Source organism: Streptomyces sp. NPDC047108, from assembly GCF_040643575.1.
Classification (GTDB): domain Bacteria; phylum Actinomycetota; class Actinomycetes; order Streptomycetales; family Streptomycetaceae; genus Streptomyces.
On record NZ_JBEYUP010000008.1, the window covers coordinates 275,534 to 295,039 of the forward strand.

Sequence of the window (19,506 nt, forward strand, 5' to 3'; positions counted from 1 at the left end):
GGCCGTACGTGGTGACCGGCGGCCGGTCCGCACCCAGCCGTCGACACGTCGACCTCATCACGCTGGTGATGTCCAGGCGCGACGCGGCGACGACGGGGCTCACGCCCGAGGAGCGCCGCGTCGTCGACTTATGCCTGCGCGGGGCGCTGTCGGTGGCCGAGATCAGCTCTCATCTCGGCCTTCCGCCCAGCGTCCTGCGCATCGTGCTCGACGATCTGCTGGACAGCGGCCATGTCACCTCCCGCACCCGGATCCCGTCCACCGGGGACCGGCCGATCCGCAACCGAGAGCTTCTGGAGGCTGTCCTCAGTGGACTCCGCGCACTCTGATCCGGCCGCCGGCACCTATCTGCGCGGCGACGAGATACCGGCGAAGATCGTGATCGCCGGTCATCTGGGCGCAGGCAAGACCACGTTCGTCGGCACGCTCTCGGAGATACGCCCGCTGCGCACCGAGGAGCGGATGACGGAGGCGGGCGTGGGGACCGACCACGTCTCCGGACTGCCGGACAAGACCGAGACGACGGTCGCGATGGACTTCGGCCGGCTCTCGCTCGGCGACTCCCATGTGCTGTACCTCTTCGGCGCGCCGGGACAGCCGCGGTTCTGGTCGGTGTTCGCCGATCTCACCCGGGGCGCGATGGGGGCGCTCGTGCTGGCCGACACCCGTCGTCTGGCGGACAGTTACCACATCATGGGCCTGCTGGAGGACCTCTCCGTGCCCTATGCCATCGCCATCAACGACTTCGACGAGGCCCCCGACCACGGCACCGAGCAGCTCCGTGACGCCATGGACCTCGCAGCTGACACCCCGCTCGTCATCTGCGACGCGCGCGACCGGGACAGCTCCAAGGAAGCCCTGATCCGGCTCGTCGAGTATCTGCTCACGCTGGAACCCGAGCCCGCCTGTTGACGGTCCCTGCGCGCCGTGCCGGTGCCCCGCCCGCGTGCCTGCCTGCCGTCCGCGCGCCTGGTGACGGCCTGTCTCGTCACGCCCGTCGATCGTCCACGATTCCGTTCGTCCGCCCCCGGCCCGCCCGTTGACCGTGCCGTGCCCGCCCCACGACCCGGAGCCCGTCCGATGACCAGTCCGCCGCCGTCCTCCCACCCCGAACCGCGCCCCACCGCCTGCCCCCGCGGCAGCAGCCGCCCCTCGGAGTCCGCCCGGCCGATCCCGATCCACGGGCCGGAGTTCAGCGCCGATCCCCGCACCACGTATGACCGCCTCCGCGCACAGGGGCCCATCGCGTCCGTCGAGATCGCCCCACACGTCCACGGCCGCATCACCACCACCTACCGAGCGGCGCTCCACCTCCTCCGCAACACCCCCGGCCGGTTCGCCAAGGACCCGCGCAACTGGCAGGCGCTGCGCGAGGGGCGCGTACCGGCCGACAGTCCGGCGCTGATGATGATGCAGCCGCGGGACAACGCGCTGTGGATGGACGGCTCCGACCACGCGCGGCTGCGGGAGTCCATCACCGGCAGCCTCGACCTCGTCGACTCCCACGCGCTGGCCGACACCGTCACGCGGATCGCCGACCTCCTCGTCGACGGCTTCGCGGCGGACGGAGAGGCCGACCTCGTACGGGACTTCGCCGCGCCGCTGCCGATGCGCGTGCTCATCAGCATGTTCGGCAGCCCGCCCGAGGTCGGGCGGCGCATCGTGCACGCCATCGCGAAGCTGTTCGACACCGCTCAGGACGCGGCTGAGGCCAACGCCGAGCTGGAGGCGGCCTGTCTGGAGCTGACCCACCTCAAACGCCGGCGCCCCGGCGCCGACATGACGTCGTGGCTGCTGGACCATCCGGCCCGGCTGACCGACGCGGAGATGATCCAGCAGATCCTGCTCGTCGTGGGTGCCGGTACGGAGCCCAGCACCGATCTGATCTCCAACGCCCTGCTGCTGATGATCGACGACGACCAGTTCGGCGGGAACGTCCACGACGGTGTCCAGCCGGTCGGCGAAGCCCTCGACCATGTGCTGTGGGAGGACCCGCCCGTGGCCAACTACTGCCCCCTCTATCCGCGCAACCACGAGACGTACGAGGGGATCGAGCTGGAGCCCGGCGTACCCGTGCTGGTGAGCTTCGCCGCCGCCAACAGCGATCCGGCCCTCGCCGCCGGCCGGCACCTGCGCGGGGGCAACCGCGCGCACCTCGCCTTCAGCGCCGGTGTGCACGGCTGTCCCGCGCCCGATCTGGCACGGGTCATCTCCGAGACCGCGGTCGAGCGCCTGCTCGACCGCCTGCCCGACCTCACGCTCGCCTGCCGCCGCGACCAACTGACCCGGAGGCCGGGCACGTTCCACTCCGGGTGGACCGCCCTGCCCGTCACCTTCCCGCCCGTCGCACCCTCTTCTGGAGAGACCCCATGGACGACAACCGGCGCACACCCGGATCCTCATCCGTACCCGCACCGGGATCCGGGTGCCCGTTCCGGCTCGACCCCCACGCCGCGGACATCCACGGTGAGACCGCACGTCTCCGTGCCGCGGGGGCGGCAACCCGGGTAGAGCTGCCCGGCGGAGTCCAGGCGTGGTCGGTCACCGACACCGGACTCATCAAACGGCTCCTCACCGACGCCCGCATATCCAAGGACGCCCACCGGCACTGGCCGGACCACATCGACGAACACATCCCCGCGGCCTGGCCGCTGCGCCCGTGGGTCGACGTCCGCAACGCCCTGACCGCGTACGGCGACGAGCACACCCGGCTGCGCCGTCTCATCGGCTCGGCGTTCACCACCCGCCGCGTCCGTGCGCTCGTCCCCGTGATCGAGTCCCTCGCCTCCGGCCTCCTGGACCGGCTGGAGGACGAACCGGCCGGTACCGAGGTGGACTTGCGGGCCCGGTACGCCTGGGTGCTTCCGCTCATGGTCGTCAACACCCTGCTCGGTGTTCCCGACGAGACGCATCAGGACTTCCGCCGTGCCATCGGTGGCCTGTTCGCCACCAACCTCTCCGAGGAGGAGGCCACCGCGAACGCCCTGGCGGTCTACGCGCTGCTCGACGACCTCGTCGCCGCCAAGCGCCGTACGCCCGGCGACGACGTCACCAGCGCACTCATCGACGCCCACGACGACGCGACCGACTCGCGCCTCTCCCACCAGGAACTCCTGGACTCACTCCTGCTGTTGATCGGCGCCGGGCACGAGACCACCGTCAACCTCCTCGACCACGCCGTGGTCAACCTGCTCGGCGACCGCGGACAACTCGCCGCGGTCCGCCGGGGAGACGTCGCGTGGAGCGACGTGGTGGAGGAGACCCTGCGCCACCAGGCGCCGATCGCCAACATCATCATGCGGTTCCCCGTCGAGGACGTCCACGACGCCGAGAGCGGTCTGACGTTCCGTCAAGGCGAAGCCATCGTCATCAACTACGCGGCCGTCGGCCGCGATCCGCACCTCCACGGGGAGAACGCCGAGGTCTTCGACAGCACCCGCTCCTCGCGCCGCGAGCACATGGCGTTCGGGCACGGCGTCCACTACTGCCTCGGTGCCGAACTCGCCCGTCTGGAGGGCCGGATCGCCCTGTCCGCCCTGTTCGATCGCTTCCCGCACCTCGAACTGGCCGTGGAACAGGACACGTTGGTCCCCGTCCCCTCGTTCATCTCGAACGGACACCAGGTCCTGCCGGTACGCCTCCACGGGAGCGCGGACCAGGCGCCGGTCGGGTAGCCGACCGTACGGGGGCTGCGCAGGGGGCGGGCGAGCCCGCGGCGTACGGGGACCGTACCCACGGTGTCCGCGGACGCTCGCGGCGCGGCATACGGAACCGGCGGCGCATCCGGCCGCGCCGCCGGTGACCGGCCCGTACGGCACCGTGCACGGCCCTTTCCGGGACGGCCGTGCGAACGTGTTGGTGACCGCACGACGACGTGTTTCAATGGCCGCCCTCGCTCGGAAGCGCAGGCCCGGTGGCCTGCCGCTCCGGGGGCGCACGCCGCAGTACAGGGGGGGGGCGATCGCATGGCCGGATCGGCGCAGGCCCGGTGGAGCGCGCTGCTGGAGAAGGCCACCCGGGACGGCAGGATCGAGGTCGAGACCGCGGCGGCCGACCTGGGCGTCTCCGCCGCCACCATCCGCCGTGATCTCGACGAACTCGCACGTCAGCAGATGGTCACCCGCACGCACGGCGGAGCCGTGATCAACGCCATCGCCTACGACCTCCCCCTGCGCTACAAGGCTTCGAAGCACGCCCGCGAGAAGGAGCGCATCGCGCACGTGGCTGCCGGGCTGGTCGGCGCGGGGGCGGTCGTGGGCCTCAACGGCGGGACCACGACCACCGAGGTCGCCCGCGCGCTTGCGACACGGCGCGACCTGATGGAGTCCGGCGAGGACCCTTCGCTGACCGTCGTCACCAACGCCCTCAACATCGCCAACGAGCTGGTCGTACGCCGCCATGTGAAGCTCGTCGTCACCGGCGGCGTGGCGCGCCCCGCCTCGTACGAGCTGATCGGGCCGCTGGCGACCGACCTGCTCGTCGAGATCACCCTCGACCACGTCTTCCTCGGGGTCGACGGCCTGGACGCCACGCAGGGGGCGACGGCCGGGCACGAGGGCGAGGCGAGCATCAACCGGGCCCTGGCGCGCCGGGCCCGGCAGGTCGTGGTCGTCGCGGACACCTCGAAGCTGGGGGAGCGGGCCTTCGCGCGGATCTGCCCGGTGGAGGAGATCCACGTCCTGGTCACGGACCAGCACGCGCCCCGCGCCTTGACGGACCCGTTCGCCGCGGCCGGCGTCGAGGTCATCCGAGCCTGACCGCCTCCCGAGCCCGAGCCCGAGCCTGACCGCCTCCCGAGCCCGAGTCTGAGCCCTGCCGAGCCCGACCCCGAGCCTGAGCCCTGCCGGGACAGAGCCCTGCCGGGCCCGGGCCCCAGCCCTTGAGCCTGCCCGGCCCGAGCCCCGCCGCGTACTCGCCTCTGATCAGGGGCTGAACGTCTCACGGCAGAGCGCCAGGCGGCACGCCGGTCCACCCCTCGGGGCGAGCCGTACCCAACCCCCTTACCCCGCCCCGCACGTGACCGCCCGCGTCCCGGACGGCACTCCATCGTCACCCCTGGCCGCCCTCGCGCATCCCCCTGTCCGCACCGTGCCCCGCCGGACGGCTCTGGCGGACCACCCCCCTGATGCTTGTTTCTGCGTGAATCGCACTGGAAACAAACAGGGTTGTTCATCCATGCTCAGGGATGCGGTGACACGAGGTGCGCCACGACGGCCGAGACGGGAGTGCCCAGCCATGAGCCGGACCGAGACCGAGATCGCCACCCAGCCCGAATGCTGGCGCCGCGCTGTCGAGTTGGCGGCACGGCCCGACGGCCCCGCACGTACCGGAATGCCCCGCCCAGGCGAGCGTGTCGCCGTCGTGGGATGCGGCACCTCCTGGTTCATGGGCCACTCCTACGCCGTGCTGCGCGAAGCCGCGGGGCACGGCGAGACCGACGCGTTCGCGGCCTCCGAGGTCCCGCCGGGCCGGAGTTACGACCGGGTGGTCGCGCTCAGCCGTTCCGGCACCACGACCGAGGTGCTGGACGCGATCCGCCGGCTGCGCGGAGTGACACCGCGCGTCGCGGTCACCGCGGTCACCGCGGACCCGCGGAGCCCTCTGGCGGCGCTCGCGGGCGTGACGGTCGCACTGGACTTCGCCGACGAGGAGTCGGTCGTCCAGACCCGTTTCGCCACCACCGAGTTGGTCCTGCTGCGCGCCCTCCTCGGCGAGGATCTCGGCCACCTCGCGGGCCAGGGGGCGCAGGCCCTGTCCGAGCCCCTGGCCCCCAGTGGGGGCGCTGCCGCGGGCGGGCCCACGAGCCTCCACGGTCTGCTCGCCGCAGGGCAGTTCACCTTCCTCGGCCGGGGCTGGGCCTACGGCGTCGCGCTGGAGGCCGCGCTGAAGCTCCGTGAGGCGGCGCGTGTCTGGACCGAGGCGTACCCGGCGATGGAGTACCGGCACGGGCCGATCAGCATCGCGGCACCTGGCCGGGTGGTCTGGTGGTTCGGCGACCGCGCCGCCCTCCCCGCCGGACTCGCGGACGACATCGCCCGCACGGGTGGCCGGCTGATCGCTCCCGGACGTGATCCGCTGGCCGATCTGATCGTCGTCCAGCGGCTCGCCGTGGCTCTCGCGTCGGCCCGCGGACTCGACCCGGACCGTCCCCGCCACCTCACCCGCTCGGTCATCCTGGCCTGAGCCGCCGCACGCCGGGGGAGAGGTGATGCAGACGCCACCGAGAGGAGCCGGAGTCCGCATGCCCCGCGACCTTCCGCACGACCGCCCCCACACCGCACCCGACACCGTTCCCGACGCCACCCCCTACGACATCGACGCCGTCCGCGCGCAGTTCCCGGCGCTGGAGTCGGGAACGGCCTTCTTCGACGGCCCGGGCGGTACGCAGACGCCGCTGCCGGTCGTCCAGGCCGTCACCGACGCACTCACGCGCCCCCTGTCCAACCGCGGGCAGGTCACACCGGGGGAGCGGAACGCGGAGGCACTGGTCTCCGGTGCCCGGGAGGCGCTGGCCGATCTGCTCGGCGCACACCCCTCCGGCGTCGTGTTCGGGCGCAGCGCCACCCAGCTCACGTACGACATCGCGCGGACCCTCGCCGCGACCTGGTCGCCCGGCGACGAGGTGGTGGTCTCAACGCTGGACCACGACTCCAACATCCGGCCGTGGGTGCAGGCCGCGGCCCGAGCCGGGGTCCAGGTGCGGTGGGCCGAGTTCGATCCGGCCACCGGTGAGCTGACCGCGGACGCCGTCCGGGCCGCGCTGTCCGAGCGGACCCGGCTGGTCGCCGTCACCGCGGCGTCGAACCTGATCGGCACGCGCCCGCCCGTCGCGGAGATCTCCCGCGCGACGCACGCCGCCGGTGCCCTGCTGTACGTCGACGGCGTGCACTACGCGGCCCACTCCCTCACCGACATCGACGCGCTGGGCGCGGACTTCTTCGTCTGCTCCCCGTACAAGTTCCTCGGGCCGCACCTGGGTGTCCTCGCGAGCCGGAAGAGCCTGCTGGAGAGCCTGCGGCCGGACAAGCTGCTGCCCGCGACGGACGCGGTGCCGGAACGTTTCGAGCTGGGCACCCTCCCGTACGAGTTCCTGGCCGGGACCCGCGCCGCGGTCGACGTCCTCGCCGGTCTCGCCCCGGGAGGCGCGAGCGGACGGCGCCAGCGGCTGGCCTCCTCCTACGCCGCCCTGACCCGGCACGAGGACGGGCTGCGGCGCAGGATCGACGAGGGACTGGCGGGGCTCGCCTGCGTGACCGTCCACGCGCGGGCGGCCGACCGTACGCCGACCCAGTTGCTGACGCTCGACGGGCGCAGCACCGTCGACGCCTGCCACCATCTGGCGCGCAGCGGAGTCAGCGCCCCGTCCGGATCCTTCTACGCGCTGGAGGCGTCGCGCAGGCTCGGACTCGGGGACCACGGAGGACTGCGCATCGGGCTCGCCCCGTACACGAGCGCGGACGACGTGGACCGGCTGCTCGACGCGCTGACGGACTTCCTCGGGCAGTGAGCGGACTTCCTCGGGCAGTGATGGGGGAGCGGGGCGGGCGGCAGGAGCCTCCGTGGCGGCCGCGGCCCGCCCACGCTCCGTACGACCGTCGTCGGCCGAGCGTGAGGGCTCGAGCGCACTCCGGCCGCCCGCACCCCGTTGACGTAGCAGGGGCTCCGCCATCGGCGCATGCTGGAAGGTGCGAGCGGCTTCAACGGTGTCCCGGCTGTCGACGCCCTTCAGCGGGCGCTCCTCGGAACTGATCGGTGAGCAGGGGGCAGTGAGCAACCGAAGCGACGTCACGGAGCTGTTCACGTGGAGCTTCACCCGCACGTGGCAAGGAGTTCGTGATGGACACGGCAATCCGTGACTCGCTCAGGGACAGCATCCGCGGCCCCGTCACCGCGCCCGGGGAGCCGGGCTACGACGCGGCCCGCGCGATCTACAACGCGATGATCGACAAGTGCCCCGGCGTCATCGTGCAGTGCGCGGACGCCGGGGACGTCATGACGGCGGTCCGGTCCGGCGCGCAGAACGGCCTGGAGATCGCGGTACGGGGCGGCGGCCACAGCGGCGCCGGGCTCTGTCTCGTCGAGGACGGCATGACCATCGACCTCTCGGCCATGCGCGGGGTCCGCATCGACCCGATGGCCGGGACGGCGCAGGTGGCCGGTGGCGCCCAGCTCGGCGACCTCGACCACGCCGCGCACGCCTTCGGTCTCGCCACGCCCAGCGGGATCAATTCGACCACCGGCGTCGGCGGCCTGACGCTGGGCGGCGGCCACGGCCACCTCACCCGCGCGTACGGGCTGACGGTGGACAACCTGGTGTCGGCGGACGTCGTCCTGGCGGACGGCAGTTTCGTCACGGCGGACGAGAACCACGAATCGGACCTGTTCTGGGCCCTACGCGGAGGTGGCGGCAACTACGGAGTCGTCACCTCCTTCACGTACCGCCTGCACCCCGTGAGCACGGTCGGGGTCGGCATCACCGTCTGGCCGGTGGAGCAGACGCCCGACGTGCTGCGCTGGTACCGGGAGTTCCTGCCGCAGGCGACCGAGGACCTCAACGGGTTCTTCGCCATCCTCACCGTGCCGCCCGGCCCGCCCTTCCCCGAGGAACTCCACGGGCGGAAGGCGTGCGGCGTGGTGTGGTGCTGGGCGGGCGAGCCGGAGCAGATCGACAAGGAGCTGGCAGGGGTGGGCGACGCGGGGCGGCCGGCGTTCCACTTCACGACGCCGATGCCGTACCCGATGCTGCAGACGATGTTCGACGAACTGCTCCCGTCCGGGCTGCAGTGGTACTGGCGCGGGGACTTCTTCGACCGGATCACGGACGAGGCGCTCGACGTGCACGCCCGGTTCGGGGAGGCGCTGCCGACCGGGCTGTCGACGATGCACCTCTACCCGATCGACGGCGCCGCCCACCGCGTCGGGCCCGATGACACGGCCTGGAGCTACCGCGACGCGACGTGGTCGGGCGTCTTCGCCGGGATCGACCCGGACCCGGCCAACGCCGGGGCGATCAGGGACTGGTGCGTCGGGTACTGGGAGGCGCTGCACCCGTACTCGATGGGCGGGGCGTACGTGAACTTCATGATGGACGAGGGGCAGGACCGCGTACGGGCCACCTACCGGGACCACTTCGACCGGCTCGCCCGGATCAAGCGGGCGTACGACCCGGGGAACCTCTTCCACGCGAACCAGAACATCGAGCCGGCGTAGCCCCGGAGCGCTTCCGAGGTCGTGAGGGCCCTGCGATTCCCCGTCCCGGGGTGCGGCAGGGGCGGTGGTGGACAGGTTGGGCGCTGTCCACCACCAACGACCGGGAGCGGAATGGATCTTGAGCAGGCGCAGCAGCGGGCCCTCCGGGTCCACGCCCTCTACGACGAGCTGAACCTGCGCGAGCGCGGACGCGTCTGGACGCGCGAGGAGTTCATGCTCGGCTTCGTGGGGGACGTCGGGGACCTGGCCAAGCTCGTCATGGCCGAGGAAGGCGCCCGGGAGGTGCCCGGCGGACGGGCGGCGCTGGAGCACGAGTTGGCCGACTGCCTGTGGTCCGTGCTGATCCTGGCCCGGCTCCACGAGGTCGATCTTGCCTCCGCCTTCGATCGCACCATGGACACCCTGGAGACGGCCGTCGCGAGGCAGTTGGACGGCGCCGACGGGTACCCGGGCGGACCGGGTCCTTCCCATCCGGATCCCGCCGGTACGGAAGCCGTCCCTCCGATCCCCGGCGGGTCCGGATCCGGACGTTCCTGAGTCCCTCCCGGGGAGGGGCCACCTCGCCCTGAACGCCCGCGTGTTGCCCCTGCCCGACGGAAGAAATCGGGGCGGAGCGGACGGCTCCGCGGTCCTGTGAAGGATGGGGGCGGGGGTGCCTATGAGACCTCCGGGGCGGGGCAGTACTGTGCGCTCGCACGGTCACTCGACCGACGTACATGCCCGGAGGATTCATGAGCGTATCCAGCAGATCGTGGCGGCGTTCGGCCGCTGTGACGACGGCCGTCGCGGTCGGCCTCATCGGGGTCGGACTCACCGCCACTCCGGCGTCGGCGCACACCCCCAAGTGGACGGTGGACTGCTCCGAGGTGAGCGTCGATCTCACCGCCTACAACGACAAGGTCAGCAACACCGTGACCATAACCGTCGACGGCAAGGAGCTGCTGCCGACGGAGACCTTCGGGCGCGAGTTCCACAAGAAGCTCGAGATCCCGAGCCACAGCAGCGAGGCGCAGGTGCGTCTCGTCGTGAAGGCCGGGGACGGCGACAAGTTCTCGCGCGACGAGACCAAGGTCTCGCCGGTGTGCGAGGACACCCCGACCCCGTCGGAGACCCCGTCCTCGCCGTCCGAGACGCCGACCCCTTCGGAGACTCCGTCGGAGGAGCCCCCGGCCAGTGACACCCCCTCGGCCGAGGCTCCGGCACCCAGCACCTCCGCGCCGGGCGACCTCGCCGAGACCGGCGCGTCCAGCAGCACCCCGCTGATCGCCGGCGCGGCCGCCGTGGTCGTGCTCGCCGGTGGCGGCATCCTCTTCGCCACGCGCAAGCGTCGCACCGCGCGCTCCTGACGTACTCGAGGCGCTGCGCCCCGCCGGTCCGGTGGTCAACCTCCGGGCCGGCGCGGCACTCACGCCGGGGAGAACGGTCTCCCTCCGGTGCACCCGAGACCCCGTGACGACACCGGGGTCTTCTTGTTGTCCGCGGCTCTGCGTGCTCCGCGTGTCCGTGTGCCGGACTCTCGCTCCGCCCGTGCGCCGTTCCCGCTCGCCGATTCCCGGCCGCTCTTCCCCTGACGCCGCACCGTACTGTACGGTCACATTCCTGGTTACTCAATTAAGTGACTATCCAAGAGTGCGACCACAGGGAGGGAGTGTGAGGGATGGCCCTGCGCCACGCGGTGCTGGCGGCGCTGCTGGACGGTGAGTACAGCGGCTACCAGCTGGCCAAGGCGTTCGACACCGGCGTCGCCAACTTCTGGCACGCCCTGCCGCAGCAGCTCTACCTGGAACTCGGCAAGCTGGAGAAGGACGGGCTCGTCGCCGGGCGGCAGGTCATCCAGGAGACCCGGCCCAACAAGCGCCTGTTCACCGTCACCGACGCCGGTGTCGCCGAGCTGGAGCGGTTCGCCGCCGCCGCCTCCAAGCCGTCCTTCATCCGCGACGATCTGCTGGTCAAGGTCCAGGGCGTCGACCGCATCGACGCCGAACCCGTGATCGCGCAGCTCGAGGAGCGAGCACTCACCGCCTCGGCCAGGATCGAGATCTACGGCAGGACCCTCCGCCATCTCCGCGGCGAACTCCCCGAAGAGGAGTTCCTGCGCCAGGGCGAGCACATCGGCCCGTATCTGACCTGCCTCCGCGGCCTGGAGTTCGAGGAGGAGCACCGTGACTGGTGCCTGCGGGCGGCCGGGATCCTCCGCGCCCGGGAGGCCGCTCGCGCCGGACCGTGACCTCGTACGCCTACACGGCCGCCCCGGTCGGCCCGCACATCCGCACTCACCGCACCCAGCCCGTCCCACCGCGCCTCTGACGCGCACGCCTCGCGCCGCATCCCCGGCGCGCACCCCTGACGACGCCGCACCGACCGCCCACGGCCCCGCGGCACGGGCCCGGCCCACGGCCGGACCGACCCAAGAGCGCGAGGAGGCGCTGACCTTGACCGAGTACCCCCACCTGCTGAGCCCGCTCGACCTGGGCTTCACGACCCTGCCCAACCGCGTGCTCATGGGGTCCATGCACATAGGTCTGGAGGAGGCCCCGCAGGGCTTCGAGCGGATGGCCGAGTTCTACGCCACCCGGGCCCGCGGTGGTGCCGGCCTCATCGTCACCGGAGGCATCGCCCCCAGCCCCGAGGCGCGCCCCTTCGAGGGCGGCGCCATGCTCACCTCGGAGGCCGAGGCGGAGGGGCACCGGAAGGTGACCGCCGCCGTCCACGCCGAGGGCGGCAAGATCGCCCTGCAGATCCTGCACTTCGGCCGGTACGCCTACCACGAGGACCTGGTGGCGCCCAGCGCGATCAAGGCCCCCATCAGCCCCTTCACGCCGCGCGCCCTGAGCGAGGCGGACATCGAGCGGACCATCGAGGACTTCGTACGGACCGCGGAGCTGGCGCAGTCCGCGGGCTACGACGGCGTCGAGGTCATGGGCTCCGAGGGCTACTTGATCAACGAGTTCATCGCCGCCGCCACCAACCACCGCGACGACCGCTGGGGCGGCGCGTACAGCAACCGGATCCGCTTCCCGGTCGAGATCGTCCGCCGCGTCCGCGAGCGCGTCGGACCGGACTTCATCCTCATCTACCGGCTGTCGATGCTCGACCTCGTGCCGGGCGGATCGTCCCTGGACGAAGTGATCACCCTGGCCCGGGAGATCGAGGCGGCCGGTGCCACGATCATCAACACGGGCATCGGGTGGCACGAGGCGCGGATCCCGACCATCGCGACGTCCGTGCCGCGGGGTGCCTTCGCCTGGGTCACCAAGAAGCTCATGGGGTCGGTGTCCGTCCCGCTGGTGACGACCAACCGCATCAACACCCCCGAGCTGGCCGAGCAGTTGCTAGCCGAGGGCCATGCGGACATGATCTCCCTGGCCCGCCCGTTCCTGGCCGACCCCGACTTCGTCGCCAAGGCCCGGCAGGGTGCGGCGGACACCATCAACACCTGCATCGGCTGCAACCAGGCCTGCCTGGACCACACCTTCAGCGGCAAGATCACCTCGTGCCTCGTCAACCCCCGGGCGTGCCACGAGACCGAACTCGTGCTCTCGCCCACCCGGCACCGCAAGCACATCGGCGTGGTCGGTGCGGGACCGGCCGGCCTCGCCTGCGCCGTCTCCGCCGCCGAGCGCGGACACCGCGTCACGCTCTTCGACGCGGACGGCGCCATCGGCGGGCAGCTCAACCTGGCGCGCAGGATCCCGGGCAAGGAGGAGTTCGACGAGACGCTGCGCTACTACCGGCGGCGCCTGGAGGATCTGGGCGTCGACGTCCGGCTGGGCGCCGCCGTGACCGCCGGGGACCTCGTCGCGCACGGCTTCGACGACATCGTCCTCGCCACCGGCGTCACTCCGCGGATCCCGAGCATCTCGGGCATCGACCACCCGAGCGTGGTGAGCTACCTCGACGTCCTGCGCGACGACGCGAAGGTCGGGGAACGGGTGGCCATCCTGGGAGCCGGCGGCATCGGGTTCGACGTCGCGGAGTTCCTCACCGACGAGGGCCACGAGGACGGCCTGACACCCGAGGCGTTCTTCGAGCAGTGGGGCGTCGACACCGAGTACCGTACGCCCGGTGCGCTGCAGGAGCCGCGGCGTACGAAGCCGTCCCGGACCGTGCACCTGCTCCAGCGCAAGACCGGCAAGGTCGGCGCGGGACTGGGAAAGACCACCGGCTGGATCCACCGCGCCGAACTCCGCCACCGCGGCGTGACGACGGTCGCCGGTGCGACGTACCACGAGATCGACGACGAGGGGCTGCACGTGACGATCGAGGGGGAACGCCGGATCCTCGACGTGGACACGGTCGTGGTCTGCACCGGGCAGGAGCCCCGGCGCGACCTGTACGAGGACCTGCGTGCCCAGGGCCGCGAGGCGCACATCATCGGTGGCGCGGACGTAGCGGCCGAACTCGACGCCAAGCGCGCCATCCTGCAGGGCACCGAACTGGCGGCCGCTCTCTGAGCGGGGTGCGCGCCGGGAGCGGCGGAATCGCCGTACGCCCCGCCCGGCCCGGCGACATGGTCGCCGCGGCCGGGCTGCGGTGGCAGTGGGTCCGGGAGAACGGCGCGGCGCCCGTCAGCACACGCGAGGAATTCGTGCGGCACTTCGCGGCCTGGGCGGAGGGGAACGCGGCCTCGCACCGCTGTCTCGTCGCGGTCCGCGACGACACCGTCATCGGCATGGGCTGGCTGGCCGTCACCAGCCGCGTTCCGAGCCCCCGCGCGCTCGAGCGTGCCTCGGGTGACGTGCAGTGCGTGTACGTGGTGCCGGAGGAGCGGAACACCGGCCTCGGCGGCGTCCTGATCGAGGCGCTCCTTCAGCTGGCGCGGGAGTCGGGGCTCGAACGGGTCACCGTCCACTCCAGCACCCGGGCCATCGGCGCGTACGAACGCCACGGATTCGCGCTCTCCCCACGCCTGTTGCAGACGGGACTCGACAACCCGTTGTCCTGAAGGGCGGATTGCGGAGTCGGCAGGTCCGGCGCGGAACGGGATCGGACGTGACCGGAGCACCGAATCGACCCCCGATGACGGGAGTTCGCGCTTTCCCGCATGTGGGTGCGATGAGGCGGACGGTGCTCCGTCCGGATCACTCCGCCCCTCGAAGCGGCCGGATGCCGCGCACCCGCCCGCTCCGGGCGTCCGGCCGGGACCCGATGACCACGGTGGCGCTCAGGTCCGCGCAGCGCGCCACCCGCGTGCTCAGCCCGTCACGCCGGAACGACGCGACCGTGCCCGCCGCCTGACGCTCACTCGTCTCGACGAGCAACCGGCCGCCCGGCGCCAGCCACGACACCGCATCGGCCGTCACCCGCCGCTGAACGTCCAGCCCGTCCGCTCCGCCGTCGAGCGCCACCCGCGGCTCGTGCAACCGCGCCTCCGCCGGGAGCAGCCCGAAGGCATCGGTCGGGACGTAGGGGGCGTTGGCGACCAGTACATCGACCCGGCCCCGCAGCCGGGCGGGCAGCGGATCGTAGAGGTCGCCCTCGTACACCGCCGCCCCCGAGCCGAGGTTCCGGCGGGCACAGCGCACCGCGGCGGGCTCGATGTCGGCGGCGTGCCACTCGACCGGACCCGGCCCCATCGCAGCCTCCACTGCCGCAGCCTCCGCCACCGCGGCCTCCACCGCCGCCCGCAGCGCGGCCGTCACCGCGCCCGAGCCGCAGCACAGGTCGACGACCACCGCCCGCCGCGGCACCGGACGTGCCTCGCGCAGCAGCGCGACGGCCTCTGCGACCAGGAACTCGGTGCGGCGGCGCGGTACGAACACCCCCGGCTCCACCGCGACCCGCAGACCGCAGAACTCGGCCCAGCCGAGCACGTGCTCGAGCGGCACCCCCGCGGCACGTCGTTCCACCATCGCGGCGGTCTCCGCGGGTGTACGCGCGGTGGAGAGGATCAGCCGCGCCTCGTCCTCGGCGAAGACACAACCGGCCTCGCGCAGCCGGGAGATCACGGTCGAGGAGGAGAGCAGCGGAGGGGAGGAGGGAACCGACATGAGAGCCTTCCGGGATGCCGAAGGGCGCCCTCGAGGCCACCTATGCGAGGTGAACCGTACGGCTGAGAGAGGAGAGCACCCGGCCTGCGACAGCGGTGATCGGTCCCACCTCCTCGGAAGTTCCTGCTGGAGCCCGCCATCGTACCCGACGATGCGCGCATGCGCGGGTCGGCGACCCGATCTCCGCTTCGGCACCCCGGGTGGCGGGCGGACCCATCAGGATGGTCCGGCACCTGAGGAGAGGGATGAGCCGATGCGCGTGCTGACATGGAATGTGTGGGGACGATTCGGCCCGTGGGAGGAGCGACAGCAGGCCGTCCTCGCCACGCTGCGCGAGATACGGGCCGACGTCATCGGACTGCAGGAGGTGTGGGCCCGGGGCGGTGAGCATCAGGCGGCGTGGCTGGCCGACGAGCTCGGCATGCACTGGACCTGGGCGCCGTCCGAAGCGCCGGAGCGGTGGCGCGAGCGCCTGGGCGACACCGAGGTCGACATCGGCAACGCCGTGCTGAGCCGGTGGCCGATCGTGGACACCGCCACGCTGCGCCTGCCCGCGGACGAGGACCAGGACGACGGGCGAGCAGCCCTCTACGCGCTGGTGGACGCGGAACCGCACCGCGTCCCGTTCTTCACCACGCACCTCAACTCCGCGATCCACGGTTCGGCGGTGCGCTGCCGGCAGGCCGCCGCTCTGGCCCGGTTCGTGGCCGAGTACCGCGGCGGCACGCCGTTCCCTCCGGTGGTCACCGGAGACTTCAACGCCTGGCCGGACTCCGACGAGATCCGGCTCTTCGGCGGCTACAAGACCGCTCCCGCCGTACCACGCCACGTCCTCCTGGACGCCTGGGAGTACGCCGACCCCGCCGCGCCGTCGGCGACCTGGAGCGCCGACAACCCCTTTGTCGCGGCGAGCTTCAGCCCCAGCGTGCGCATCGACTACATCCACGTCGGGCTGCCCGGTCCGGACGGCACCGGCCGGATCACCTCCGTACGCCGTGCCGGGGACCGGCCTGTCGACGGGGTGTGGCCCTCGGATCACGCCGCGGTCGTCGCGGAGCTGGCGGCGGAACGGGTCGACCCCACGTAGCGGCACGGCAGTTCACCGGCTCCGGACAACCGCCGGAGGCCCAGTGTGTTCAGCCCCGGTGCCGGACGTGCGGCGGTGCGGGTCAGGAGCCGACGGCCTCCCGTACCGCCGCGATGAGCCGCTCGGCTCTCCTTGCCGTGCTGCCCGAACTCCGGCCAGTGGTCCGCGACAGGGGCGTCGAGGTCGAGACGTCCCTGCTGCGCGAGGAGATGGGCGGTGAAACTCACGACGCCCTTGCTGCAGGAGAGGACCGGGAGCGCGGTGTCCCGCTCCCAGGGGCGGCCGGTGCGGCGGTCGGCCGTGCCGCCCCACAGGTCCACGACCTTGCGGCCGGCCACGAACACGGCCAGAGCCGCGCCGAGTTCACCCCGTTCGGTGAAGTTCCGGCCGAACGCGTCGGCGACCGTCCCGAACCCTTCGTCGGCCCATCCGCTGTGCCGCACCGCTCTCTCCTCGTGTCGGGCGCGCACGGCCCCCGTCAGGCCGTCGGCCGGATCACGACAGGAGGAGCGGTCGGGCGGCCGCGACGGAATTTCGCGGCACCCGGGGTGAGGCCCCGGGCGCCCAGGGGAGGGACGTCGGAGGGCTCGCGGCCTCAGGAAGGTCGCTGGGCGGGATCCGCTGAGGGACCGCTCCGGCCCGGTCCGCTCGGGACGGTGTCGGCCCGCTCAGCCCAGGTCAGCTCAGGTCGGCCCCAGTCAGCCCCAGGTCAGCTCTGGTGAGGACAGCCCAGGTCAGGACAGGTCCGGGAGGGCCAGCCATTCCTCCCAAGACAGGTCCCGTCCGACGTAGCGCGGCCGCTCGAAGGGCCAGTCCTCGGCGATCCACCGGGGGACGAGGGCGTCGAGCGCCCGCTCCAGCTCCGTGCCGACCCGGTCGTCGACCACCCACCAGGAGATCTCGGCGTCCGCGCCCCGCTTCTCGGGCGGGTCGATGTAGACGCAGCCGAGCAGCGCGGACTCCGCGGCGTCGAACAGCGCGTAGTTGAAGGACTGATGCGCCGCGATCTCCACCGCGTGCCGCTCCAGGTCCTCACGGTCCTGCTCGTACGTCATATGGGCGGGCGGCCAGCCCCACGCCGTGCCGTAGAGGGACCACAGACGCTCCCGCGACCCCATCACCGCCGGGTAGTCGAGGTCGGCATCGGCTCCGGTGATGGGGCGCAGGTGGTGACCGCCGGGCAGGTCGACGCGGACGGGATGGGCGAAGTCATCGGGCAGCCAGGGCATGCGCCGGAGGCTAGCCGAAGGGTGGGAGGAGCCGCACCGGAATTGATGCCGCCCGCTGAGGGCGGGCGGCACACCCCGGGGCGCCCCGCTCCGGCTCCCGGCCGCGACCACGCAGCGCGCCGCGACGCCGTCGCGCGCCTCACCCGGCCACCCTCAGGCGGTGCGGCGCGTACGGTGCCGGACCCACACATTGGGTTCGACGTAGACCGCGTAGTCGTGCGCCGTATCGCACCGTACCGGGAGGAGGGCGCCGGGCACGTCGACGTCCCCGTCGTGGTCGAAGGGGAGACCGGTCCACTCCCGCCACTGGGCCAGCGACCCGCTGACGGCCATGGACGCGGGGGCGACCTTCACGACGCTGCCACCGGCCCTGACGTGGACCCGCAGCCAGGGGTCGGCGGGCAGACCGTCCTCCCGCACCCGGCGCGCGTAGTCGCCCATGGGTACGCGCGGCTCCAGGTGCTTGGCGTTCGGGCGGACGGGCGCGAGCAGGGTGTCGTGACCCTGCCGAGCGGCGGCGTCCCTGAGCCCGGACAGCATGCGGGGCGAGAGGCCACGGCCGAGGTACGCGGCGTCCACCGTGATCTCCAGAGCGCTGGCCACGGTCGGGGCCCTGCCCTGCCTCCGGTCGGTGAACGCCCACGTCAGCACCGTGTCCCAGCCCCCGTCCGGCGTCTCCTCCCGGTCCGGGAGGTCCGCGCGGAAGGGCGCGGCGAGCCCCTTGGCGACGACCCTGTCGCCGTGGGTCGCCACCACGCAGTACTCCGGGAACTCCTCCGGGACCAGCGGCAGCAGGGACCCCGCGACCGCGTCCTCCGAGATGAAACGGGGCCAGGTCTCGGTCATCTCATGCAGCCGGCCCACCAGGGCGGGACGCTCGGCGAGCGCGGTGATCTCGATGCTGTCGATGTCTTCCACGCTGCGGACCCTGCCATCGCATCCGTACGGCCGCGACCGATTTATCCGGTCGCGGCCACCGGGCGCGTCGCGCTGCACAGGCAGCTGTCCTCGTTCCTGACGGGGGCGGGACTGGAGGTCGAGGAGCGATACGGGGATTGGAGCGGCGGACCGCTCACCGATGCGAGCAAGGAGATCATCACGATCGCCCGCAAAGGCTCCGCGCCCTGACAGAGAACCCATGATTCGCCTGCCCGACGCGCATGACGCCATTCCTCCCCCGGGCGGTGAATTGGCTCTCCCTGTATGCCGGGTTGACGTACGTCCCGAAGGGCACCCGGCACCGGCGACGGTCCAATGCGCCGTACATCACCGAACGGCGCTTGTGCGGCGCCGAGGGAAGGAGACTCCATTCATGGGTATCGTGCGAGAGTCCGTACAGGTCGAGGTCCCGGTGCGCACCGCATACGACCAGTGGACGCAGTTCGAGGAGTTCCCGAACTTCATGGAAGGCGTGGAACGCGTCACGCAGATCGACGCGAGCCGTAGTCGCTGGACGACGAAAATCGCTGGTGTGCAACGGGAGTTCGACACCGAGATCATCGATCAGCTCCCGGACGAGCGCATCGCCTGGCGTACGACGGGCGGGGACGTGCGTCAGCGCGGACTGGTCACCTTCCAGCCCCTGGACGAAACCCGTACGCGCGTGGACCTGGTGATGGATGTGGAGCCCGAGGGCATCACGGACAAGGCCGGGGACGCGCTCGGCGTGCTGGATCGGCGTACGAAGGGCGACATGAAGCGGTTCAAGGAGTTCATCGAGCACCGCGGCGCCGCATCGGGGGGCTGGCGAGGCCGTATCTCCCCGGGCTGAACCGGGAGTTCGCGGCCGGACGCACTCCGGCGGACGCGCTCCGGTGGACGCACTCCGGCGGACGCGGGGCCGGGCCGCATACGGCCCGGCCCCGCGTGACGTGCACCCCGCGGCGATCCATCAATGCACCCCGATCCAGGATCCAGCAAGGCATCCGTCGAACCGGCGGAGCATTTCTGCTCATGGGTACATGAGGATTCATGGGCGCATGAGGAATGG

At 72.1% G+C, this 19,506-nt stretch carries 18 protein-coding genes and 1 pseudogene; 15 read left to right on the forward strand and 4 right to left on the reverse strand.

Going from position 1 to position 19,506, the window contains the following annotated elements; all coding sequences use genetic code 11:
* Nucleotides 1-11 precede the first annotated feature (11 nt).
* The 13 genes from ABZ822_RS19130 (at nt 12) to ABZ822_RS19190 (ending at nt 14,155) form a co-directional block, all read left to right on the forward strand.
* Nucleotides 12-329, forward strand: coding sequence for a DUF742 domain-containing protein (locus ABZ822_RS19130; protein ID WP_360855106.1), 318 nt, complete (start codon nt 12-14; stop codon nt 327-329).
* Complete coding sequence (locus tag ABZ822_RS19135) at nt 310-912, forward strand: ATP/GTP-binding protein (protein ID WP_360854932.1); 603 nt, start codon at nt 310-312, stop codon at nt 910-912. The genes ABZ822_RS19130 and ABZ822_RS19135 overlap by 20 nt, the downstream gene beginning before the upstream one ends.
* A gap of 168 nt (nt 913-1,080) precedes the next feature.
* Nucleotides 1,081-2,511: a cytochrome P450 gene (locus tag ABZ822_RS19140; RefSeq protein WP_360854935.1), complete on the forward strand. Its 1,431-nt coding sequence runs from the start codon at nt 1,081-1,083 to the stop codon at nt 2,509-2,511.
* A 74-nt stretch (nt 2,512-2,585) separates the two neighbouring features.
* Nucleotides 2,586-3,674, forward strand: a complete 1,089-nt coding sequence (locus ABZ822_RS19145; protein ID WP_360855109.1) for a cytochrome P450 — start codon at nt 2,586-2,588, stop codon at nt 3,672-3,674.
* A 291-nt stretch (nt 3,675-3,965) separates the two neighbouring features.
* Nucleotides 3,966-4,757 carry a DeoR/GlpR family DNA-binding transcription regulator gene (locus ABZ822_RS19150; RefSeq protein ID WP_360854938.1) on the forward strand — a complete coding sequence of 264 codons (792 nt, stop codon included), beginning with the start codon at nt 3,966-3,968 and terminating at the stop codon, nt 4,755-4,757.
* Nucleotides 4,758-5,235: 478 nt separating this feature from the next.
* A complete protein-coding gene (locus ABZ822_RS19155; RefSeq protein ID WP_360854941.1) occupies nt 5,236-6,183 on the forward strand; it encodes a sugar isomerase in 948 nt (315 codons plus the stop codon).
* A gap of 58 nt (nt 6,184-6,241) precedes the next feature.
* The gene (locus ABZ822_RS19160; protein WP_360854944.1) at nt 6,242-7,507 is read left to right on the forward strand and encodes a cysteine desulfurase-like protein; all 1,266 of its coding nucleotides are present in this window, start codon (nt 6,242-6,244) and stop codon (nt 7,505-7,507) included.
* Nucleotides 7,508-7,836: 329 nt separating this feature from the next.
* Nucleotides 7,837-9,210 (forward strand): FAD-binding oxidoreductase, encoded by a 1,374-nt coding sequence (locus tag ABZ822_RS19165; protein WP_360854947.1) that lies wholly within the window; start codon nt 7,837-7,839, stop codon nt 9,208-9,210.
* A 111-nt stretch (nt 9,211-9,321) separates the two neighbouring features.
* Nucleotides 9,322-9,747, forward strand: coding sequence for a MazG nucleotide pyrophosphohydrolase domain-containing protein (locus tag ABZ822_RS19170; RefSeq protein ID WP_360854950.1), 426 nt, complete (start codon nt 9,322-9,324; stop codon nt 9,745-9,747).
* Nucleotides 9,748-9,941: 194 nt separating this feature from the next.
* Nucleotides 9,942-10,556 (forward strand): LAETG motif-containing sortase-dependent surface protein, encoded by a 615-nt coding sequence (locus tag ABZ822_RS19175; RefSeq protein WP_360854953.1) that lies wholly within the window; start codon nt 9,942-9,944, stop codon nt 10,554-10,556.
* Nucleotides 10,557-10,867: 311 nt separating this feature from the next.
* Nucleotides 10,868-11,437, forward strand: a complete 570-nt coding sequence (locus ABZ822_RS19180) for a PadR family transcriptional regulator (protein WP_360854956.1) — start codon at nt 10,868-10,870, stop codon at nt 11,435-11,437.
* 205 nt (nt 11,438-11,642) lie between these two features.
* Nucleotides 11,643-13,664 carry an NADPH-dependent 2,4-dienoyl-CoA reductase gene (locus ABZ822_RS19185; protein ID WP_360854959.1) on the forward strand — a complete coding sequence of 674 codons (2,022 nt, stop codon included), beginning with the start codon at nt 11,643-11,645 and terminating at the stop codon, nt 13,662-13,664.
* Nucleotides 13,665-13,720: 56 nt separating this feature from the next.
* A complete protein-coding gene (locus ABZ822_RS19190) occupies nt 13,721-14,155 on the forward strand; it encodes a GNAT family N-acetyltransferase (RefSeq protein ID WP_360855112.1) in 435 nt (144 codons plus the stop codon).
* 136 nt (nt 14,156-14,291) lie between these two features.
* Here the strand turns inward: ABZ822_RS19190 and ABZ822_RS19195 are convergent, their stop codons facing one another.
* On the reverse strand, nt 14,292-15,200 hold the full coding sequence (locus tag ABZ822_RS19195) for a putative protein N(5)-glutamine methyltransferase (protein WP_360854962.1): 909 nt from the start codon (nt 15,198-15,200) through the stop codon (nt 14,292-14,294).
* A gap of 253 nt (nt 15,201-15,453) precedes the next feature.
* Here ABZ822_RS19195 and ABZ822_RS19200 point away from each other — a divergent pair, with 253 nt between their 5' ends.
* Nucleotides 15,454-16,287, forward strand: coding sequence for an endonuclease/exonuclease/phosphatase family protein (locus ABZ822_RS19200; protein ID WP_360854965.1), 834 nt, complete (start codon nt 15,454-15,456; stop codon nt 16,285-16,287).
* Nucleotides 16,288-16,415: 128 nt separating this feature from the next.
* Here the strand turns inward: ABZ822_RS19200 and ABZ822_RS19205 are convergent.
* The 3 genes and pseudogenes from ABZ822_RS19205 to ABZ822_RS19215 form a co-directional block, all read right to left on the reverse strand.
* Nucleotides 16,416-16,730: pseudogene (locus ABZ822_RS19205) on the reverse strand (serine hydrolase domain-containing protein); the annotation flags it as partial.
* A 291-nt stretch (nt 16,731-17,021) separates the two neighbouring features.
* On the reverse strand, nt 17,022-17,516 hold the full coding sequence (locus ABZ822_RS19210) for a GNAT family N-acetyltransferase (RefSeq protein WP_360854968.1): 495 nt from the start codon (nt 17,514-17,516) through the stop codon (nt 17,022-17,024).
* 153 nt (nt 17,517-17,669) lie between these two features.
* Nucleotides 17,670-18,434, reverse strand: a complete 765-nt coding sequence (locus ABZ822_RS19215) for an N-acetyltransferase (protein ID WP_360854971.1) — start codon at nt 18,432-18,434, stop codon at nt 17,670-17,672.
* Nucleotides 18,435-18,828: 394 nt separating this feature from the next.
* On the opposite strand from ABZ822_RS19215, the gene ABZ822_RS19220 reads away from it, so the two are divergent.
* On the forward strand, nt 18,829-19,287 hold the full coding sequence (locus ABZ822_RS19220; RefSeq protein ID WP_360854974.1) for an SRPBCC family protein: 459 nt from the start codon (nt 18,829-18,831) through the stop codon (nt 19,285-19,287).
* Nucleotides 19,288-19,506: the final 219 nt, after the last annotated feature.